Source organism: Egicoccus sp. AB-alg2, assembly GCF_041821065.1.
Lineage (GTDB): Bacteria > Actinomycetota > Nitriliruptoria > Nitriliruptorales > Nitriliruptoraceae > Egicoccus.
Window position 1 is genome coordinate 105603 of the sequence record NZ_JBGUAX010000008.1, and the last position, 17167, is coordinate 122769.

At 73.5% G+C, this 17167-nt stretch carries 14 protein-coding genes; 7 read left to right on the top strand and 7 right to left on the bottom strand.

Translation table 11 applies throughout. The features are described 5' to 3' along the window. Positions 1 to 14 precede the first annotated feature (14 nt). Genes ACERM0_RS16620 through ACERM0_RS16630 form a run of 3 tightly spaced genes read left to right on the top strand, consistent with a single transcriptional unit; the run spans position 15 to position 3360 of the window. Positions 15 to 1067 (top strand): zinc-binding alcohol dehydrogenase, encoded by a 1053-nt coding sequence (locus ACERM0_RS16620; protein ID WP_373679739.1) that lies wholly within the window; start codon positions 15 to 17, stop codon positions 1065 to 1067. Then, the gene (locus ACERM0_RS16625) at positions 1064 to 2122 is read left to right on the top strand and encodes a Gfo/Idh/MocA family protein (protein WP_373679740.1); all 1059 of its coding nucleotides are present in this window, start codon (positions 1064 to 1066) and stop codon (positions 2120 to 2122) included. Before ACERM0_RS16620 ends, ACERM0_RS16625 begins: the two co-directional genes overlap by 4 nt. A gap of 17 nt (positions 2123 to 2139) precedes the next feature. Then, positions 2140 to 3360: an AGE family epimerase/isomerase gene (locus tag ACERM0_RS16630; protein WP_373679741.1), complete on the top strand. Its 1221-nt coding sequence runs from the start codon at positions 2140 to 2142 to the stop codon at positions 3358 to 3360. Here ACERM0_RS16630 and ACERM0_RS16635 read toward each other — a convergent pair. Further along, entirely contained in the window at positions 3357 to 3794 is a 438-nt protein-coding gene (locus ACERM0_RS16635) for a hypothetical protein (protein WP_373679742.1), read from the bottom strand. The genes ACERM0_RS16630 and ACERM0_RS16635 overlap by 4 nt on opposite strands. 178 nt (positions 3795 to 3972) lie before the next feature. Further along, positions 3973 to 6960, bottom strand: a complete 2988-nt coding sequence (locus tag ACERM0_RS16640) for an EAL domain-containing protein (RefSeq protein WP_373679743.1) — start codon at positions 6958 to 6960, stop codon at positions 3973 to 3975. A 283-nt stretch (positions 6961 to 7243) separates the two neighbouring features. On the opposite strand from ACERM0_RS16640, the gene kaiC reads away from it, so the two are divergent. Together kaiC and ACERM0_RS16650 are read left to right on the top strand one after the other, a co-directional pair. Continuing rightward, positions 7244 to 8746 carry a circadian clock protein KaiC gene (gene kaiC / locus ACERM0_RS16645; protein WP_373679744.1) on the top strand — a complete coding sequence of 501 codons (1503 nt, stop codon included), beginning with the start codon at positions 7244 to 7246 and terminating at the stop codon, positions 8744 to 8746. A 34-nt stretch (positions 8747 to 8780) separates the two neighbouring features. Further along, positions 8781 to 9107, top strand: coding sequence for a circadian clock KaiB family protein (locus tag ACERM0_RS16650; RefSeq protein ID WP_373679745.1), 327 nt, complete (start codon positions 8781 to 8783; stop codon positions 9105 to 9107). A 7-nt stretch (positions 9108 to 9114) separates the two neighbouring features. On the opposite strand, the gene ACERM0_RS16655 is transcribed toward ACERM0_RS16650, so the two are convergent. From ACERM0_RS16655 to ACERM0_RS16670, 4 genes are all read right to left on the bottom strand, one after another. After that, the gene (locus tag ACERM0_RS16655; protein WP_373679746.1) at positions 9115 to 9537 is read right to left on the bottom strand and encodes a response regulator; all 423 of its coding nucleotides are present in this window, start codon (positions 9535 to 9537) and stop codon (positions 9115 to 9117) included. Further along, complete coding sequence (locus ACERM0_RS16660) at positions 9534 to 11090, bottom strand: nitrogen regulation protein NR(II) (protein WP_373679747.1); 1557 nt, start codon at positions 11088 to 11090, stop codon at positions 9534 to 9536. The genes ACERM0_RS16655 and ACERM0_RS16660 overlap by 4 nt, the downstream gene beginning before the upstream one ends. A gap of 4 nt (positions 11091 to 11094) precedes the next feature. Then, a complete protein-coding gene (locus ACERM0_RS16665; protein ID WP_373679748.1) occupies positions 11095 to 12264 on the bottom strand; it encodes an acyl-CoA dehydrogenase family protein in 1170 nt (389 codons plus the stop codon). Between the two features lie 110 nt (positions 12265 to 12374). Further along, a complete protein-coding gene (locus ACERM0_RS16670; RefSeq protein ID WP_373679749.1) occupies positions 12375 to 13289 on the bottom strand; it encodes a Gfo/Idh/MocA family protein in 915 nt (304 codons plus the stop codon). Between the two features lie 135 nt (positions 13290 to 13424). Here ACERM0_RS16670 and ACERM0_RS16675 point away from each other — a divergent pair, with 135 nt between their 5' ends. Both ACERM0_RS16675 and ACERM0_RS16680 read left to right on the top strand, forming a co-directional pair. After that, positions 13425 to 14231, top strand: a complete 807-nt coding sequence (locus ACERM0_RS16675; RefSeq protein ID WP_373679750.1) for an isocitrate lyase/phosphoenolpyruvate mutase family protein — start codon at positions 13425 to 13427, stop codon at positions 14229 to 14231. Between the two features lie 179 nt (positions 14232 to 14410). Next, positions 14411 to 15589 carry an MFS transporter gene (locus ACERM0_RS16680; protein ID WP_373679751.1) on the top strand — a complete coding sequence of 393 codons (1179 nt, stop codon included), beginning with the start codon at positions 14411 to 14413 and terminating at the stop codon, positions 15587 to 15589. Positions 15590 to 15600: 11 nt separating this feature from the next. Here ACERM0_RS16680 and ACERM0_RS16685 read toward each other — a convergent pair whose 3' ends face one another. Beyond that, positions 15601 to 16827 carry an IS110 family transposase gene (locus tag ACERM0_RS16685; protein ID WP_373679752.1) on the bottom strand — a complete coding sequence of 409 codons (1227 nt, stop codon included), beginning with the start codon at positions 16825 to 16827 and terminating at the stop codon, positions 15601 to 15603. Between the last annotated feature and the right edge of the window lie 340 nt (positions 16828 to 17167).

Sequence of the window (17167 nt, forward strand, 5' to 3'; positions counted from 1 at the left end):
CGAAGGAGCCGCGCTTGCCACAGGTCGTGCAGTTCACCGCCCCGTACCGGGTGACGCTCGCGGACGCCGAACCGTTTCCGCTGCGTCCCGGCCACGTCCGCGTGCGGACGTGGTACTCGGGCATCTCCGCGGGGACGGAGCTGACCGCCTACCGGGGCTCCAACCCGTACCTCGCCAAGACGTGGGACGAGGCGCGCCGGCTGTTCGTCGACGGCACCCCCCGTTTCTCCTACCCGCTGACCGGCTGGGGCTACCAGGAGGTCGGCGAGGTCGTCGAGGTGGCCGACGACGTCGCCGCGCTCGGCCCCGGCGACGTCGTCTTCGGCATCTGGGGTCACGTCTCCGAGGCCGTCGTGCCGGTCGAGAAGGTCGACCGACAGCGACTGCCCGCCGGGCTCGATCCCGTCCACGGTGTGTTCTCGCGTCTGGGGGCGATCGCGCTGAACGCCGTGCTGGGTGCCGAGGTCCACCTCGGCGAGGACGTCGCCGTGTTCGGGCAGGGCGTGATCGGGCTGCTGGCGACCCGCCTGACCGTGCTCAGCGGCGGCCGGGTGCTGGCCGTGGACGCCATCCCCGGCCGCCGGGAGTTGGCCCTGGGCATGGGCGCTGCGGAGGTCTTCGCCGTCGACACGCCGGGCGGGGCCGCCTCGGCCATGCGCGACCACACCGGCGGCCGCGGCGTGGACGCGGCCATCGAACTGAGCGGCAGCCACCACGCCCTGCACGAGGCGGTGCGCAGCGTCGGCGCCGACGGCACCGTGGTGGCCGCCGGCTTCTATCAGGGTGAGGCCAGCGGCCTGCGGTTGGGGGAGGAGTTCCACCACAACCGCGTGCGGATCGTCGCCAGCCAGATCGGTGGCACCCCGTCGGCGCTGGGCCCCCGGTGGGACCACGCGCGGTTGGTGGCCGTGTTCATGGCCGCCGTCGGCGACGGCCGCGTGGAGGTGGCGCCGCTGGTCAGCCACGTGGTCGACGCGGCGGACGTCGCGGACGCCTTCGCGCGACTGGACACCGACCCCGCCTCGGTCCTGCAGATGGTGCTGCGGTTCCCGGGGGCGCCGGCGTGAGAGCCTGGCCCGACCACCGGCCGCGCGTGCCCGAGGACCCGCGCCGCCACGGCATCGCCGTGCTCGGCTGCGGCGAGATCGCCCGGACGGCTCACCTGCCGGCCTACGAGCGCTACGGCCTCCGGGTCGTCGGGGTGTGGAGCCGCAGCGCGTCGTCGACCGACGGCATCCGCGACCGGTTCCCCTCGATCGAGCGGGTCCACACCTCACCGGAGGAGCTGCTCGCCGACGACGAGGTGACGGTCGTCGACCTCGCGACGCGTGCGGAGCACCGGCTGCCGTGGCTGCGGGCCGCCGTCGAGGCCGGCAAGCACGTGTTGGCCCAGAAGCCGCTGACGACCGATCTCGAGGCGCTCGCGCCGATCCTCGACCTCGCCGAGGCGCGCGGCGTGCGGATCGCCGTCAACCAGAACGCCCGCTGGGCCCCGGTCTGGCGTCTGGCGACCCTGCTGGTCCGGGAGGGGGCCATCGGCGACGTGGTCGGCGTCACCCACCTGCACGACAAGCCGTTACCGCCGATCGCCGGCACCCACTTCGACGAGCTGCCGCACATGCTGATCGTCGACTACCTGATGCACTGGCTGGACATCACCCGCTGCTGGCTCGAGGGCAAGCAGGCCGAGGTGGTGCGCGCCTTCGACCACCGCGTCCCCGGTCAGCCCGGGCACGCGCGCAACCCGTGGTCGGCGCAGGTCGACGTCGTCTGTGCCGACGGGGCGAGCGCCAGCGTGCGGGTCGTCGGCGACGGGCAGACCACCCGGCCCTCGTGTCCGTTCTGGATCCACGGCACCGCGGGCACCCTCCGTGGCAGCATCCTCGGCGACGACCACCTCGTGCTGGACCGCGACGGCGAGGTGGCACGGGTCGTGCCCGAGGGCGCCTGGTTCGTGGACGGCTTCGCCGGCACCATGGGCGAGCTGCTGTGCGCGATCGACGAGGACCGCGAACCCGAGCACGCCGCCCGCCACAACCTCGCCTCGCTCGAGCTCGTGTTGGCAGCCCGGGCCTCCGCCGAGCAGGATGGCGCGCCCCGGCGGACGGGGTTGGTGTTCTGAGCGGCGGAGGAGTGGCGATGACCGCACCGATCGGTGTGTCCGACGCGGACCGGTTGCAGGCCGAGACCGAGCGGCTGCTGCGCTTCGGCACGGACGGCCGCCATCCGGCCGGCGGGTTCGCGTGGCTGCGCGACGACGGCAGCCCGGACCTCGACCGCGACGTGGAACTGTGGATCACGTGCCGGATGACGCACGTCTACGCGCTGGGGCACCTGCTGGGCTTCGACGGCGCCGTCGAACTCGTCGACCACGGCCTGGCTGCCCTGGACGGTCCGCTCCGCGACCATCAGCACGGCGGGTGGCATGCCGCCGTCGGCCGTGACGGTCCGACGTCGTCGACGAAGGGCGCCTACGAGCACGCCTTCGTCGTGCTGGCCACCTCCTCGGCGCAGGCAGCCGGCCGGCCGGGTGCCGGGGACCTGCTCGCCGACGCGCTCGAGGTGCAGGAACGCCACTTCTGGGACGACACCGACGGTGCGGTGGTGGACGCCTACCTCGACCCGGCGTTCGAGACGCTCGAGGACTACCGCGGCGCGAACGCCAACATGCACACCGTCGAGGCCTACCTGGCGGCCGCGGACGTCACCGGCGACCGCGTGTGGCTGGAGCGCGCGGACCGGATCGTGCACCGGTTCGTGCACGGCGCCGCGGGCGGGCACGGCTGGCGCCTGCCGGAACACTTCGACCCGGAGTGGCGCCCCCGTCTCGACTACAACCGCGACGAGCCGGCGCACCCGTTCCGTCCCTACGGCGCCACCGTCGGGCACGCCTTCGAGTGGGCGCGGCTCGCCCTGCACCTCGAGGCCGCCCGCGGCGAGACGGCGACGCAACTGCGCAGCGACGCCGAGGCGCTGTTCGACCGCGCGGTCGAGGACGGCTGGGACGCCGACGGTGCGCCAGGCTTCGTCTACACGACCGACTGGGACGGCACCCCGGTGGTCCGCAACCGCCTGCACTGGGTCGTCACCGAGGCCGTCAACGCGGCCGCCGCGCTGTACCTCGCCACGGGCGAGGAGCGCTACGCCGACTGGTACCGCACCTGGTGGGACTACGCCGAGGCGCACCTGATCGATCGCGAGGCGGGCTCCTGGCACCACGAGCTGGCGCCGGACAACCGTCCGGCCGCCAGCGTGTGGGCCGGCAAGCCGGACCTGTACCACGCCGTGCAGGCGACGCTGGTCCCGCGCCTGCCGCTGGTTCCGTCGCTGGCGAGCGCCCTTGCCGCGGGCCGCGCCTAGACCACGGCCGCCGGGGCGTCGGAGGAGGTGTTCGCCTCCGCGTCATCATCGACCGGCACGGCGCCGGTACCGCCCGCCGGCCCGTCGACGGGCACCGGCCGGTACAGCTGCACCGGGATGCGGTCGCTGCCGGCCGCGAGGTGGGCGGCCAGGACGTGGCGGCCCTTCAGCAGGTACAGCCGGCGGTCGTGCAGCAGCGACACGTAGGAGGCCTCCAGCGGGTGCACCGTGCGGCCCGCGTGCCAGCGGACCTTCGCCGGGTCGATGTGGGGATCGCGGACGAAGACCTCCAGGCCGTAGCGAGGCACCAGCACGCGCACGCCGTTGGTGACCCACTCACCGGTGGGCCAGCGCGCCTCGTCCAGGACGTGGACGCGTCCGGGGAGGTAGTCGGGAAGCAGCGTCGGCAGCTGCGACGGCACGTGCAGGTTCAACGTTGGTCCTCGCGGTGCGGGACGGGCTCGGGAGGAGGCAGGTCGCGGGTTCGGGTACCGCGGACCGGCGGGATCGAAGCGCGCCCGGGTTCCGGAGACGTTTCGGGCCGGCGACGACGCGGCGACACGCGCGTGCACGCCTGCGGGGACGAACTCGGACGGTGGCGGGGTCGCGTCGCTAGCTCGCGCACCGGATCCCGCGGCCGAGCGTACGCGATGCCAACGCCTCGATCACGGGAACGACGTCGGGCAGTGGTGCGCTCTCGTCGTCCCCGTAGCACTCCAGCAGCCACCGGCTGCCGTCCGGGGTCGTCTCCGCGATCCCGACGACCCAGTCGAAGCCTTCCTCGGCCAGGACCGCCCGTTCCTGGGGATCGGCGCGGGGGTCGTCGGCGTCGACCGCGAAGCCGCCACCGTTGCGGAACGCCTCGGCGGTGGTCGGATATTCCGTGATGGGGTACTCGCCGTCCTCGGCCATCGGCTTCAACGGCTCGCCGACGCGCCGGCGCCGCACGTGGCGGGAGTGGGTCGCCAGCACGTCGTTCCCGGGCTTGGCGACGCTGAGCACCCACCGGTTGAGGTCGAACATCGCCACCGCCACGGCGCCGACCTGCTCCAGGCGCGTGGGTGCGTCGTCCGCGTCGTCGACCGCGCGGCTCCAGCGGCCGAGCGCCGCCTCGAGGGACCGCCGGTGGCCCCGGCTGCGGGCGCGGCGGCCGCCGGCCGCCGTCTCCGCGGCATGGGCGAGCCGTGACGGCGGTGGCGGGCTCCCGGAGCCGTCGTCGACGACCACCGCCAGCCCTGTCGCCTTCGCGCGGTATTGCGCGACGTCCGCCCGGGCGAGCAGGTCGGTCAGCGTCGTGTCGGCAGGTCCGGCCGTGGCGACGCCGATCGCGACCTGCGGTTGCGGTGGTGGGCTGTCGGCGAGCAGTTCGGTGAACCGGGCGACCAGCGCCATCGCCTCCTCGGCGCCCCCGGCCAACACGACGCAGAACTCGTCGCCGCCCAGCCGCGCGGCCAACGATTCCGCATGCGTCAACGAGACGCGGCTGAGCGCGTCGCCCACGGTGACCAGCAGGTCGTCGCCGGCCGCGTGCCCGTGGACGTCGTTGATCTCCTTGAGCCCGTTGACGTCCAGCATGATGGCCGTGACCGGCTGGGCCGGCCCGGCGACCAGCAGCGCCGCCGCGAAGTCCTCCAGCGGGCGGCGGTTGGCCAGGCGCGTCAGCGGGTCCTCGCCGGCCAACCGCGACAGGTGCCCGTAGTGCTCCGCCCGCGAGATGGCGAGCCCGACGAAGCCGGCGACCGCGGTCAGGTACGGCACGTCGGCGGCCGAGAAGGACGGCTCCGCGGCGGACGTGGTGACGTACAGCTCGCCCCACACGGCGCCTTCGACGACGATCGCGACACCAGCCGCGGAGCCCAGGCCGGCGCGGCGGAGGCGGTCGCGCTCGTCGGCGTCGATGGCGGGGTCGTCCGCGGCGCGCAGGATCACCGAGCGCTCGAGCAGCAGCCGCGAGGTCACCGGCAGGTCGCGCAGCAGGTAGTGCTCGTCGCGTGGGCGCCGCTCGGCGTCCCCCCGCAACTCCCCGACGTTGACGAGGGTGCGCAGCGCGGCCCCCTCCCGGTCCCAGCGCGAGATCGACAACGAGAGGCCGCCGAGCGCGCTCAGCGCCTCGTCGGCACAGATCTCCAGGACGTCGAGGAGTTCGCCGCTGGCCCCGATGGCGCGGGCAACGCCGACCAGGCCACGCAGGCGCTCACCCGCGTCGTCACGTCCGCGCAGGCGCTGCTCGACCTCGCGCACCGCGGGCACCGGCGCCGACGACACCGCCGTGCAGTACCACCACGTGCGCAGCCGACCGGCCAGGTCCGCCGCCAGGTCCGCGTCGTCGGGCGCCAGTTCCCGCAGCGCCTCGCCCAGGTCGCGGCGGACGCGGCGGGCGACCGCCAGACGGGCGACCGCCGCGGCCAGCGCGCCGGGGTGGGCGTCGGCCCGCAGCACGGGCGCCTGCGACAGGTGCGCCTCGAGCTCCCGCCAGGCGGGCACGGCATGGGCGGTGCGCACCACCTGCAGCAGTTCGCCGGCCCCGACGAGCGTCGCCAGGAGCACGACGACGTCGATCTGCGTCCGCGACAACGACAGCGCCGCGCCCACCACCCGGGCGGCCTCGACGGTGTCGGCCCGAAGGGACCCGGCACGAGGGTCGCCCGCGACGACCACCGCCGCGGCCGCCGCGGCGAGGTCGAGGGCGCGTGGCCCCACCAGCGGCTGTTCGCGACGGGGCGGTTCGACGCGGCCGGCCGCGACCCTCGTGTGGGTCGTCTCCGCGTCGGCGGGCGCGGCGAAGAGCACGCCCTGGCCCAACTCGCAGCCCCATTCGCGCAGGGTGGCGATCTGTTCGGGCCGGTCGATGCCGTCGGCGACGACCTCCAGCCCGAGCGAGCCGCCGAGTCCGATCGCGGCCTGCACGACCAGCGCCCGGCCCCGCGTCGGGCCGGTGGCCGTGCCGACCGCCGAGACGAAGCCGCGGTCGAGCTTCAGCATCGTCACCGGAGCGGACGCCAGCCGGTCGACCGTGGTCATGCCGGTCCCGAAGGCATCCAGCGCGATGCCGATGCCCAGGTCGGCGAGCGCGTACAGCGGCAGTGGCGCGGCGCCCTCGGCGTCGAAGGCCGTGTGCTCGCTGACCTCCACGACCAGGGCGCCGGCCGGCAGGGCCGTGGCCGCGAGCACGCGCCGGACCAGGTCGACGAACACCGGCGACGCCAGCGCCGACGACGACACGTCGAGGTGCAACCGCAGCCCCGCGAGCGTCGACGCACGCCGCCAGGTGGCCAGCTGGGTGCACGCGCGCACGAGCGTCTCGGCCGCGACGGCCGTTGCCAGCCCGTAGCGTTCGGCGACCGCCGTCGGGTCCAGGTCCGTGCCGTCGGCACGCACCGTCGCCTCGACGGCCACCGGGCGCGCGGACGCGAGCTCGACGACCGGCTGGTAGACGACGGACAGACCTTCACCGGCCAGCAGCTGCGCGAGCCGCGCGGCCTCGGGGGCGTGCTCCGCCGGACGATCGCCCTGCCACGTCAGCAGGGTCGCCTGGACGGCGGCACGCAACTCGCGCGGGACCGGCGCCTCGCGCCGGCCGTGCACCGTCCCGCCCCTCAACGCCGCCCCTCGCTGACCGTTTCCGGACATATCGGCTGATGGGGACGGGAGTCGAGCGGTTCGCGCACCGGTCGAATGACCAGGTCGGCCCTCGCACGCGCCGGCACGGGACATGGGCGGCTGGTGCGCTGTCGCGGTGGGCCGGGGCGCGCGGCCGCACGTCCGGTCGCGCACGCCCGAGCGGCCGGCGGGCCTCGCCGCGCACGCGTCTAGGCTCGCTCGCGGCGGCCGCCGCCGCGTACGAGAGCCGTGCGTCGGGGTGCGGCAATCCGATGGGTCTTCGATGGCAATCGCCCCGGTCCGCAAGGTGCCCACGGGGATCCCGGGCTTCGACGTCATGGCGCACGGCGGCCTGCCGGCCGGTCGCACCACGCTGGTCGCCGGCAGCGCCGGTTCGGCCAAGACCCTGTTCGCGTCGCAGTACCTCGCCGGCGGGATCATGGCCCACGACCAGGCGGGCGTCTTCGTCACCTTCGAGGAGACGCCGCTCGACGTGCGCCGCAACCTCGTGTCGTTGGGGTGGGACGTCGAGGCCTGGGAGGCGGCCGGCAAGTGGCGCTTCGTCGATGCCTCGCCGGACCCCGAGCAGGATGTCACGCTGACGGGCGCCTGGGACTTCGGTGCGCTGATGGCGCGGATCCGCCGGGCGGTGGAGTCGATCGGCGCGACCCGCGTCGTCGTCGATTCCCTCGGCGCGGTCTTCAGCGAGTTCTCCCAGAGCGGGCGCGTCCGGCGCGAGCTGCGGCGACTCGTACGCGGGCTGCGGGACCTTGACGTCACGTCGGTCATGACGGTCGAGCGCACCTCGGAGTACGGCGACCTCAGCCGCTGGAACGTGGAGGAGTTCGTCACCGAGGACGTGATCGTGCTGCGCAACATCCTCGAGGACGAGGCTGCGCGCCGGACGATGCAGATCCTGAAGTTCCGGGGTACCACCCACCGCAAGGGTGAGTTCCCGTTCGCGATCATCAACGATCGTGGCATCGTCGCCCTGCCACTGGCCAACTCCGCGCTGATCGACCTGCGATCGAGTTCGGAACGCATCGACTCCGGCAACGACGTGCTGGACGGCATGTGTGGTGGCGGGCCGTTCCGCGACTCGATCAGCCTCGTCTCCGGGGCCACCGGCACGGGCAAGACCCTGACGGTCACGGAGTTCATGAAGGGTGGGTCCCGCAGCGGTGACCGATGCCTGCTGTTCGCCTTCGAGGAGTCGCGCGCGCAGCTGATCCGCAACGCCGCCGGCTGGGGCGTGGACTACGAACGGATGGAGCGCGACGGGCTGCTGCGCATCGTCGCCGCCTATCCGGAGACGGCGTCCCTGGAGGAGCACCTCGTCTCCATAACCGACGCGGTGAACGACTTCCAGCCGCAGCGCTTCGCCCTCGACTCGCTGTCCGCCCTGGAGCGGGCGGCCACGTTGCGCGGGTTCCGGCACTTCGTGATCGGCGTCACCTCGATGCTCAAGGAGCGCGGGGTCACCGGGATGTACACGGCCACGACGCCCAGCCTCATGGGCGGCGCGTCCGTCACCGAGTCGCACATCTCCACGCTGACCGACGCGATCATCCTGCTGCGCTACGTGGAGCTGGCCGGCGAGGTGAAGCGCGCGATCTCGGTGCTGAAGATGCGCGGATCCATCCACGACCGCGAGATCCGCGAAATCACCATTGACGGCTCCGGCATGCACATCGGCGAGCAACTCACCAACGTGTCGGGTGTGCTCTCCGGGGCGCCGCGGCAGTTGGGACCGGACGAGCTCGAGGTCGTGGGTCGCCAGGCCTGACGCCATGGCGGCCGGCGACGGGGGAGGAGGGCGCATGGACCGACCACCGCAGGTCCAGCTCCGATTGCGCCTGTACGTCAATCGGCACGCGCCCGAGTCGGCCACGGTCGAGGCCAACCTGCGTGCCCTCTGCGACGGCGCCGGGCTGGAGTACGACGTCGAGGTGTTGGACGTGGACGAGCACGCCGATGCGGCCGAGGCGGACCGGATCATGCTGACGCCGACGCTCCTCCGGCTCACCCCGCCGCAGCTGCGGGTGGCCGGCGACCTGACCGACGTCGAGGCGGCACTCGACGGCCTGGGGCTGCGGATCTGGGCGCGCAACCACCGACGACCGGTCGTGAACGACGGATCCGTGTGAGACGGCGTCAGCCGCTCGTGTCGTCGGTCTGCCGGCTGGCCGCCGCACGGGCGATCTCGGCGCACAACTCGTCGTTGCGGTAGGGCTTGGCGATGAACGAGGTGTAGGCACCGGCCCCGGCGAGATGGTCGGCGACCTCGCTCTGGTCGAAGCCGCTGAAGAACACCACGGGCAGGTCGGGCTCGGCCTCCCGCAGGCGGGGGAAGGCGTCGTGCCCGGTCATCTCCGGCATCATCACGTCGAGGAGCACGACGTCGACGCTTCCGCCCCGTTCACGTACGAGGTCGACCGCCTGCCGGCCGTTGTCCGCGAGCACGACGTCGTAGCCGGCATGGCGCAGGATCAGCGACGTGACGTCGCGGACCATGGCGTCGTCGTCGACGACCAGCACGGTCGTCGACGACACGGCGGTCGGCCCGACGTCGGTCACGTGCCCGCCCGCGGCACCGGCAGCAGGACGCGGAAGCGGGTGCCGCGCCCGGGGACGCTGTCGACGTCGATGGCGCCGCCGTGGGCCGCCACGATGCCCGAACTGGCGGCCAGCCCCAGCCCGCGGCCGGCGAACTTCGTGCTGAAGAAGGGGTCGAAGAGCCGCTCCCGGACGTCGTCCGGGATGCCGGGGCCGTCGTCCTCCACCTCGATGACGACGTAGCGGCCGGGGCGCAGCGCGCCGGTCGGGTGGGTCTCCGCCTGACGCGGCCCGACCGTGGTCGTCCGGGTCCGGACGTGGACGTGTCCCGGGCGGTCGCCGATCGCCTCGCCAGCGTTGATGACGAGGTTCATCAGGACCTGGCGCAGTTGGGTCGGGTCGGCGTGCAGGGTGGGGAGGTCCGGTCCGGCGTCGACCGTGAGCTCGGTCGTGCGGGGGATGCTGGACTGCAGCAGGCGGGCCATCCCCGTGACCAGTTCGTCCAGGTGGACGCGGCTGAACTCGATGCTGCCGCGACCGCCGTAGGCCAGCATGGAGCGCGCCAGTTCGGCCGCGCGCCCCGTGGCCTCCAGGATCTGCGACAGCGCGTGCTCGACCAGTTGGGGGTCGTCCAGACGGTCGCGGGCGATCGTGGCCCAGCCCTGCATGCCCACCAACAGGTTGTTGAAATCGTGCGCGACCCCGCCGGCGAGGGTCGCGAGGCTCTCCGCCTGCTGCAGGTTGCGCAGCCGCTCCTCGCTGCGACGTTCCCGCGTGATGTCGCGGGCGATGACGACGTGCCCGACGATGTCGGCGCCGTCGTCGAGCATGGGTGCTGCCGTGACCGCCAGCAGCAGTGGCTCCCGGTCGCGTTCCAGGCGGAACTCGTCGCGCACCTGGGCCCGGGCCTCGGTCGCGGTCCGCAGCAGTGCCTCGACCTGCTGGCGTGTGCCGTCACGGAGCAGTTCGTGCAGCGGCCGTCCCTCGGCCTCGGCGACGCTCACGCCCAGCACCTGTTCGCCGGTGTCGTTGAGCGTGACGACGCGGCCCTCCGGGGTCACGCTGAGGATCGCATCCGGAGCGTGGTGGACCAGCGCCGCGAGGTACTGCTCGGAGACCGTCGTCGGTTCGGCCTGCGGCGGTGCGGGGCTCGGGCCCAGGACGTCGCGGTTGATCGCGTCCAGCGCCCGCCGGACGCGGCGTCGACGGACCGCGGTGGACGCCGCCCGGTCCAGCGTGAGACGCAGCTGCCGACCATCGGGGGGGCCGGCCACCACGACCACGTTGGTGAGTTCCGGCGCCAGCGCCAGCCGGGTCCGCGCCGTCGTGACCTGCTCGGGCGGGACGACCAGCGCCAGGCCGATGGCGCTGTCGGCACGACGGATGCTGCGAGCCGCCGACAGCGGCCGGCGGCAGGAGCTCCCGATGGCGACCAGTTCCGGACGCGGCTGCGCGTGACGGAGCAGGTCCAGGCACTGCTCCACGTCGGCGACGAAGCGCAATCCGCCGTCCGTCCCGGCCGCCGCCTCGGCGACGGTGCCGGTGTCGGGTTCGAGGAGCAGGATGCGGGTCATCGCGTCACAACAGCGGTAGGTCGAGCAGGGAACGGCCCAGCCAGCTCTTCAACAGGTCGGTCGACGGGGACATGACGTGCGCCGCCCGTGCGTCGCGCAGGGCGCGGGTCAGCGCGCCGTTCGCCTGGTAGGCGGCCCCACCGGTGAGGGTGAGCGCCTCGTTGGCGACGTGGACGGCCGCGTCCGCGATCTCCGCCTTGGAGGCGAACAGGGCGTTGCGGGCGGCCGGGTCGCCGCGATCACCCGACGCGGCGGCGTGGTGGAGCAGTTGCCGGCTGCGTTCCACGGTCGCCCACAGGCCACCGAGACGGTGCGCGATCGTCTCGCTGGTGCCGATCGGCTCGCCGGTGTGGTCGTACGCGCGCTTGCGCAGGTGGTCGATGGTGCCCTCGAGGGCCGCACGGGCGACGCCGAGGTAGGTGCCCGCCATCGCGACGATGAAGTACGGCGCGATCACCTCGAAGACGTACCAGGTCTCGTCGCCGACGGCGCCGAGCAGGTTCTCCACCGGCACCGGCGCGTCTTCCAGCAGCAGCCCGCGCGAGCTGTTGCCCCGCATGCCGAAGCCGTTCCAGGCGCCCTGCCAGCTGGCGCCCGCCGTGCCGGCGTCCAGCAGCAGGCAGGAGAACGTGCCGGGGTCGAGTTCCGCGTCCTCGCCCACGACGCTCAGCACGTACGAGTCGGCCTCGCCGCCGCTGGTCACGAACGACTTGCGGCCGTTGACGACGAAGTGCCCGTCGGCGCGCCGGTACGTCACCCGCGGCAGGTAGAAGTGGACGCCCGTCCCCGGCTCCGACAACGCCAGCGAGGTGACGTGTTCACCGGCGGCGATGGCAGCGAGGTAGCCCTTGCGCTGGTCCTCGGTCGCTTTCACGTCGATGACCTTGGCCGCGACGCAGTGCATGCCGAACACCAGGCCCGTCGAGGCACAGACGCGGCCGAGTTCCTCCGTGACCAGCGCCAGGGCCAGCAGCCCCTCGCCGCGGCCGCCCACCTCGGCGTCCACGTTCAGGCCCAGCAGGCCGGCGTCACCGAGCGTCTGCATCGCACGCCGTGGCCAGCGCGCGTCCCCGTCGACGTGTTCGACCTCCTCGGCGACGACCGAGGTGGCGATGTCACGTGCTGTCTCGGTCAGCAGCGACAGTCGGGCCGGAAGGCCCGCCGCTTCACGCACGCGCCGTTCCTCCGCATGCCGACGCCATGGCGACCACCTACCCTAGTCGTTCTCGGTCGAACGACCGTCACCGCCCGACGGACGGGGACGGCTCCGGCGCCGCCCGTGGCTCAACGCGAGGCGCCGGCGCCCGCGGTCCCGGTCGCGGTGCGGGCCAGGTCGTCCTGCGCGGCCGCCAGCACGTCCACGATGTCGGCCCCGAACCGGACGTCACACGGATGCGGCGAGCCGCCGTCGGCGGCCCTCGACAACGCGGCGACAGCGACGCCGAGCGCGTCGGTCGCCTCGTACGCGAGTCCGCCGGGCAGCTCGCGCCAGCCGGCCGGCCCGTAGAAGGCCAGTCGCCGGCCGGCCGCCGCCTCGGGCATCGTCAGGCTCAGCAGCGCCTGACTGGAGGCGCCGCCCTCGTGACGCAGCGCCAGGTGGACCGTGTCGCCCGGGCCGGCCGCCGCCCGCACCTCGTGGACCGGGCCGAGGACCGGCAGCAACAGCGACAGCACGTGCGGCCCGACGTCCCAGAGGGCGCCGTGTTCACGCCGCCAGGGCGAGGCGCCGAACGGGTTGCCGGGCGCGTCGAGCGCCGCGAGAAGCGTCGCCTGTCCACCCAGCCAGCCGCCCTCGGCGGCGGTCTCCTCGAGCCAGCGCTGGATCGGCGGGACGAACCGCGATGTCAGGAAGACGACGCTGGCGACCCCGGCCGCCTCGGCGGCATCACGGACCGCGTGGGCCGCTGTCGCCGTCAGTGCGACCGGCTTCTCCAACAACAGGTGGCAGCCGGCACGTGCGGCCCGGACGGCCAGGTCGGCCTGGACGTCGGGGGGCACGGCGAACGCGACCGCGTCGACCTCGGCGAACAGCGCATCGGCGTCCTCGTACGCGGTGGTGCCGTAGGCGTCGGCCACACGCGCCGCCTTGGCGGTGTCGCGACCCCACACGCCGACGAACTCGACGTCGTCGGCCGCCGTGAGCGCGGGGGCGTGCACCTCCGCCGCCCAGTAGCCGGTGCCGACCAGTCCGAACCGCATGCCGCTCCTCACGTGCCGACGTGTGGACGGGTCAGCCAAGCAGCCGGCAGGGGCGGGCCGCGCACCGCCATCCGGCCGTCGGGAGGGTGGTGTCCTAGCGTGCATCGCCCGGTGGCAGCGACGCGAGGAGCGACGATGAGATCCGTGGAGGACCGGCGTGGGATGTTGCGCCGCCTGCACGAGCAGGGCTTGTTCGTCCTGCCGAACGCCTTCGACGTCGGCTCGGCACGCTTGCTGGCTTCGCTCGGCTTCCGGGCGCTGGCGACCACCAGCTCGGGACACGCCGCGACGCTGGGGCGACTCGACCAGCAGGTGCAGCGCGACGAACTGCTGCGCCACGCCGCAGCCCTGGCCGACGCCGTCGACGTGCCGCTGAGCGTCGACGCGGAGCGTTGCTTCGCGCAGGACGCGTCCGGGATCACCCGGACCGTCGACCTGCTCGCGGACACCGGTGCCGCCGGCTTCTCCCTCGAGGACTACGACCCGGCCACCGACCGGATCGACGACCGCGAGCAGGCCGTGGAGCGCGTGGCCGCGGCCGCGGACGCCGCGCGTCGGCACGGGCTCGTCCTGACCGCCCGTGCGGAGAACCTGCTCTACGGCGTCGCCGACCTCGACGACACCATCGCCCGCCTGCGGGCCTACCACCAGGCCGGTGCGGACGTGGTCTACGCCCCTGGGCTCACCGACCTCGAGCAGGTCCGGCGCGTCTGCGCCGAGGTGGAGGCGCCGGTCAACGTGCTGCTGCTGCCGGGCGGCCCACCCGTCGACGCGTTGGCGGAGGCCGGCGTCCGGCGCGTGTCCACCGGCGGTGCCTTGGCCTGGGCCGCGTACGGCGCCGTGGCCCGCGCCGGCCGCGAACTCCTCGGCACCGGCACGACCGGCTTCCTCACCGACGTGCTATCCCTCGACGACCGCGGCGCGGCGTTCGGCCACGGCTGAACCGGCACCGGGTGGGCACGAGGACGTACACGAGGCCCCGGCGGGTCCGAGGCGGGCAGGCGGGCCACCCTGGCCGTGGGACGGCAGGCTCGAGTCGGGCGTGATGCCCGGCTTCGTTAGCGTGGCGACGCCCCGCCGGTTCTGCGCGCTTCCGATGCTGGCTGCCACGAAGGGACGTCATGCGCCGCAGCCAGAGTTCTCGCGTCGGGGTCGCCGGCCTGCTGGCACTGGTGGCGACGTACGGCATCGGCCGGCAGGCGTTCGGGTTGTTCGTGCCGACCTTCCGGGACGAGTTCGGCCTGTCGTTGGACGTGCTGGGTTTCTACGCCAGTGCGGCCCAGGCCGGCTACCTGGTGGCCACCGTGGTCACGGGCGTCGCGACGGCGCGCTTCGGTCCGCGTCTACCGGTCGTGTCGGGCTGCCTGCTGCTGGCGGTCGGTGCGGCCATGACCGCGTCGGCGCCTGGTCCGATCCTGCTGGCCCTGGGGATCGTCGCGGCGGGCACCAGCGCCGGCGGCACATGGGGACCGTTCTCGGACGCGGTCGACGTCCAGGTCCCCGCATCCGGGAGTCGGCGCGCACTGGCGCTGGTCAACGCCGGATCGCCGGTCGGGCTGGTGGTCGCCAGCGTGCTCGTGCTGGTGGCCGGGGACCGCTGGCGGGCCGTGTGGTGGGCGTTCGCGACGATCGGGTTGGTGGCGGCCGCGTCGTCCTGGCGGGTGCTGTCACCCGGGGCAGTGGGTCCGGTTCGCGACCGAGCACGGCCTCCGCTCCGGTGGTTCCTCAACGCCCGGTCGGTGCGGCTGCTCGTCGTCACGCTGGGGGTGTCGATCACCTCGGGTGCGTACTTCGCCTACGCCCCCGACACGGCCCAGGACGCCGGTCTGGCCGGCTGGATCGGTCCGGCGATGTGGGTGACGCTGGGACTCGCCGGCGCCGCGATCGGCGTCTTCGGCGGTGGGATCGCCGATCGGTACGGCCTGCGCGGGCCTTTGGCGGTGATGCTGATCCTGGTCGGTACGTCGACGGGGATGTTGCTGACGCCTGGATCCGTGAGCGTCGTGCTGGGGTCGGCGGCCCTGTTCGGAATCGGCTTCACCACCGGGTTCGCGCTCGTGGTGATGTGGAGTCAGCAGGTCTTCCACGACCGTCCGACGACCGGGTTCACGCTGGTCATCGTGTGCAGCGCGGCCGGGTTCATCGTGGGGCCGAGCCTGTTCGGCCTGCTGGCCACCCACGTCGGCCGATCCGTCGCACTGCTCGCCTCGGCCACCCCCGCCCTGCTGGTCGCGCTGGTGCCCCCCTCGCGCGCCGACCGTCGCGGGGCTGACGACCCGGACCGGCCCGGCGCGGCGTGAGTAGCCCTGTGTCAAGCGGTCAGCGCGAGGTGTTGTTGCGCGGTGCGGTGGCGGGTGGGGTCGTAGGCGACGCCGTCTTGCCAGCAGCGCCAGATCACGCGCAGCCAGGCGCGGGCGAGGATGCGCACGGCGTGCTGGTGGGTCTTGCCTGCCGAGCGGTGCCGGTCGTAGATCGCGGCCGCCCAGGGCGAGGCATGTCGGGAGTCGCCGGCGAAGTCCATGACTGCGTCGCGGAGCTTCTTGTCGCAGGCCCAGCGGAACGTGACCACGTGGTGGCGGCCGGACTGTCTGGTCGAGGGGCAGGCGCCGGCCAGCGCGGCCAGGGACGCGTCGGTGGGGAACCGGCCGCGGGCGTCGCCGATCTCGACCAGCAGCTTGGCTGCGCGGACCATCCCGGAACGGGGCAGCGACCCGAAGATGTGGGCGTCGGGGTGGACGGCGAGCTGTTCGGCGATGTCGGCCTCGAGCACCCGGATCTGTTCCACGATGGCCTGCAACGCAGCGACGTAGGCCAGTGTGGTCCGGCCGGCGGTGTCGCCGGCGTCGCCGCTGTGGCCGGCCGGTGCGGTGGTGAGCCGGTCCATCAGCGTGGCGGTCTTGGTCCGGCCGCAGTAGCGGTTGGCGGCGAGCCAGGCACCGAGACGTTTGGTCGACAGCCAGGCGGCCTTGTCGGCGGTGGGGAACCGGGTCAGGAACGTCAGGCTGATCGGCGAGTCCAGGTCGCTGAACAGCCCGACTGCGCCGGGGAAGACGATCTTGAGGTGTGCACGCAGCTGGTTGCACAGCGCCACGCGGGTTTCGACCAGGTCGGTGCGGGCGCGCACGGCAGCGCGCAGCGCCAGGGTCTGCGGGGTGTCGGGGGTCAGTGCGACCAGCCGGCCCGGGTCGGTCCGCAGCGTGTCGGCCAGCACGAACGCGTCGAACCGGTCGTCTTTGTTCCCGGCCGAGCCGTACCGCGACCGCAGGTTCTTGACCTGCCGCGGCGTGATGACCACCACTTCGATGCCGGCGGCGAGCAGCGCGTCGACGACGGGTCCGTCGGGCCGTTCGATCGCGACCCGGTCGACGGCGTGCCGTTCGAGCTGGCCGACCAGTTTGCGGAGCCCGGCGGCGTCCATCGCGGTGTTGGAGCGGTGGACGACCTGGCCGACTACGTCCACGATGCACAGTTCGTTGCTGTCGTTGGCCCAGTCGATCCCGCCGGTCGGCGGTGCGGTCGTGAGCGTGTCATCCTGCACAGGTGTCTCCTCGCTGCGGCAACAGTGGGGATGCACCCGGTGGTGCCGGGACGTGCACGTCGGTCGCTCACTGATCGGCGCTCTGCGGCGCTCAGCCCTGTAGCCGCTTGGCACGTCCTGGGCCGCCGGACCCTGCAGAACTCACGCTGGCCCTCGAGGGGCAAGCGACGAAGGCAGTGGTCCGGCGGGCACCAGGGGCGCATCAGCAGTCAAGCTGCTGACACCCGGAAGGTTGCCCAGTGAGCGACCGCCGGCGGCCGGGCGTCGCCGTACGCGGCTGATGGTGTCCCGAAGGTTGCGCGGGCGTGCCGCCGGGGCGGTCTCCGGATCGGTGGACTCG

Bases quoted from the DNA above. Each gene is read 5' to 3' on its own strand.
- ACERM0_RS16650 (WP_373679745.1), top strand. From the start codon at position 8,781: ATGGACCGACCACCGCAGGTCCAGCTCCGATTGCGCCTGTACGTCAAT.
- ACERM0_RS16680 (WP_373679751.1), top strand. From the start codon at position 14,411: ATGCGCCGCAGCCAGAGTTCTCGCGTCGGGGTCGCCGGCCTGCTGGCA.
- ACERM0_RS16630 (WP_373679741.1), top strand. From the start codon at position 2,140: ATGACCGCACCGATCGGTGTGTCCGACGCGGACCGGTTGCAGGCCGAG.
- ACERM0_RS16660 (WP_373679747.1), bottom strand. From the start codon at position 11,090: ATGACCCGCATCCTGCTCCTCGAACCCGACACCGGCACCGTCGCCGAG.
- ACERM0_RS16670 (WP_373679749.1), bottom strand. From the start codon at position 13,289: ATGCGGTTCGGACTGGTCGGCACCGGCTACTGGGCGGCGGAGGTGCAC.
- ACERM0_RS16675 (WP_373679750.1), top strand. From the start codon at position 13,425: ATGAGATCCGTGGAGGACCGGCGTGGGATGTTGCGCCGCCTGCACGAG.
- kaiC (WP_373679744.1), top strand. From the start codon at position 7,244: ATGGCAATCGCCCCGGTCCGCAAGGTGCCCACGGGGATCCCGGGCTTC.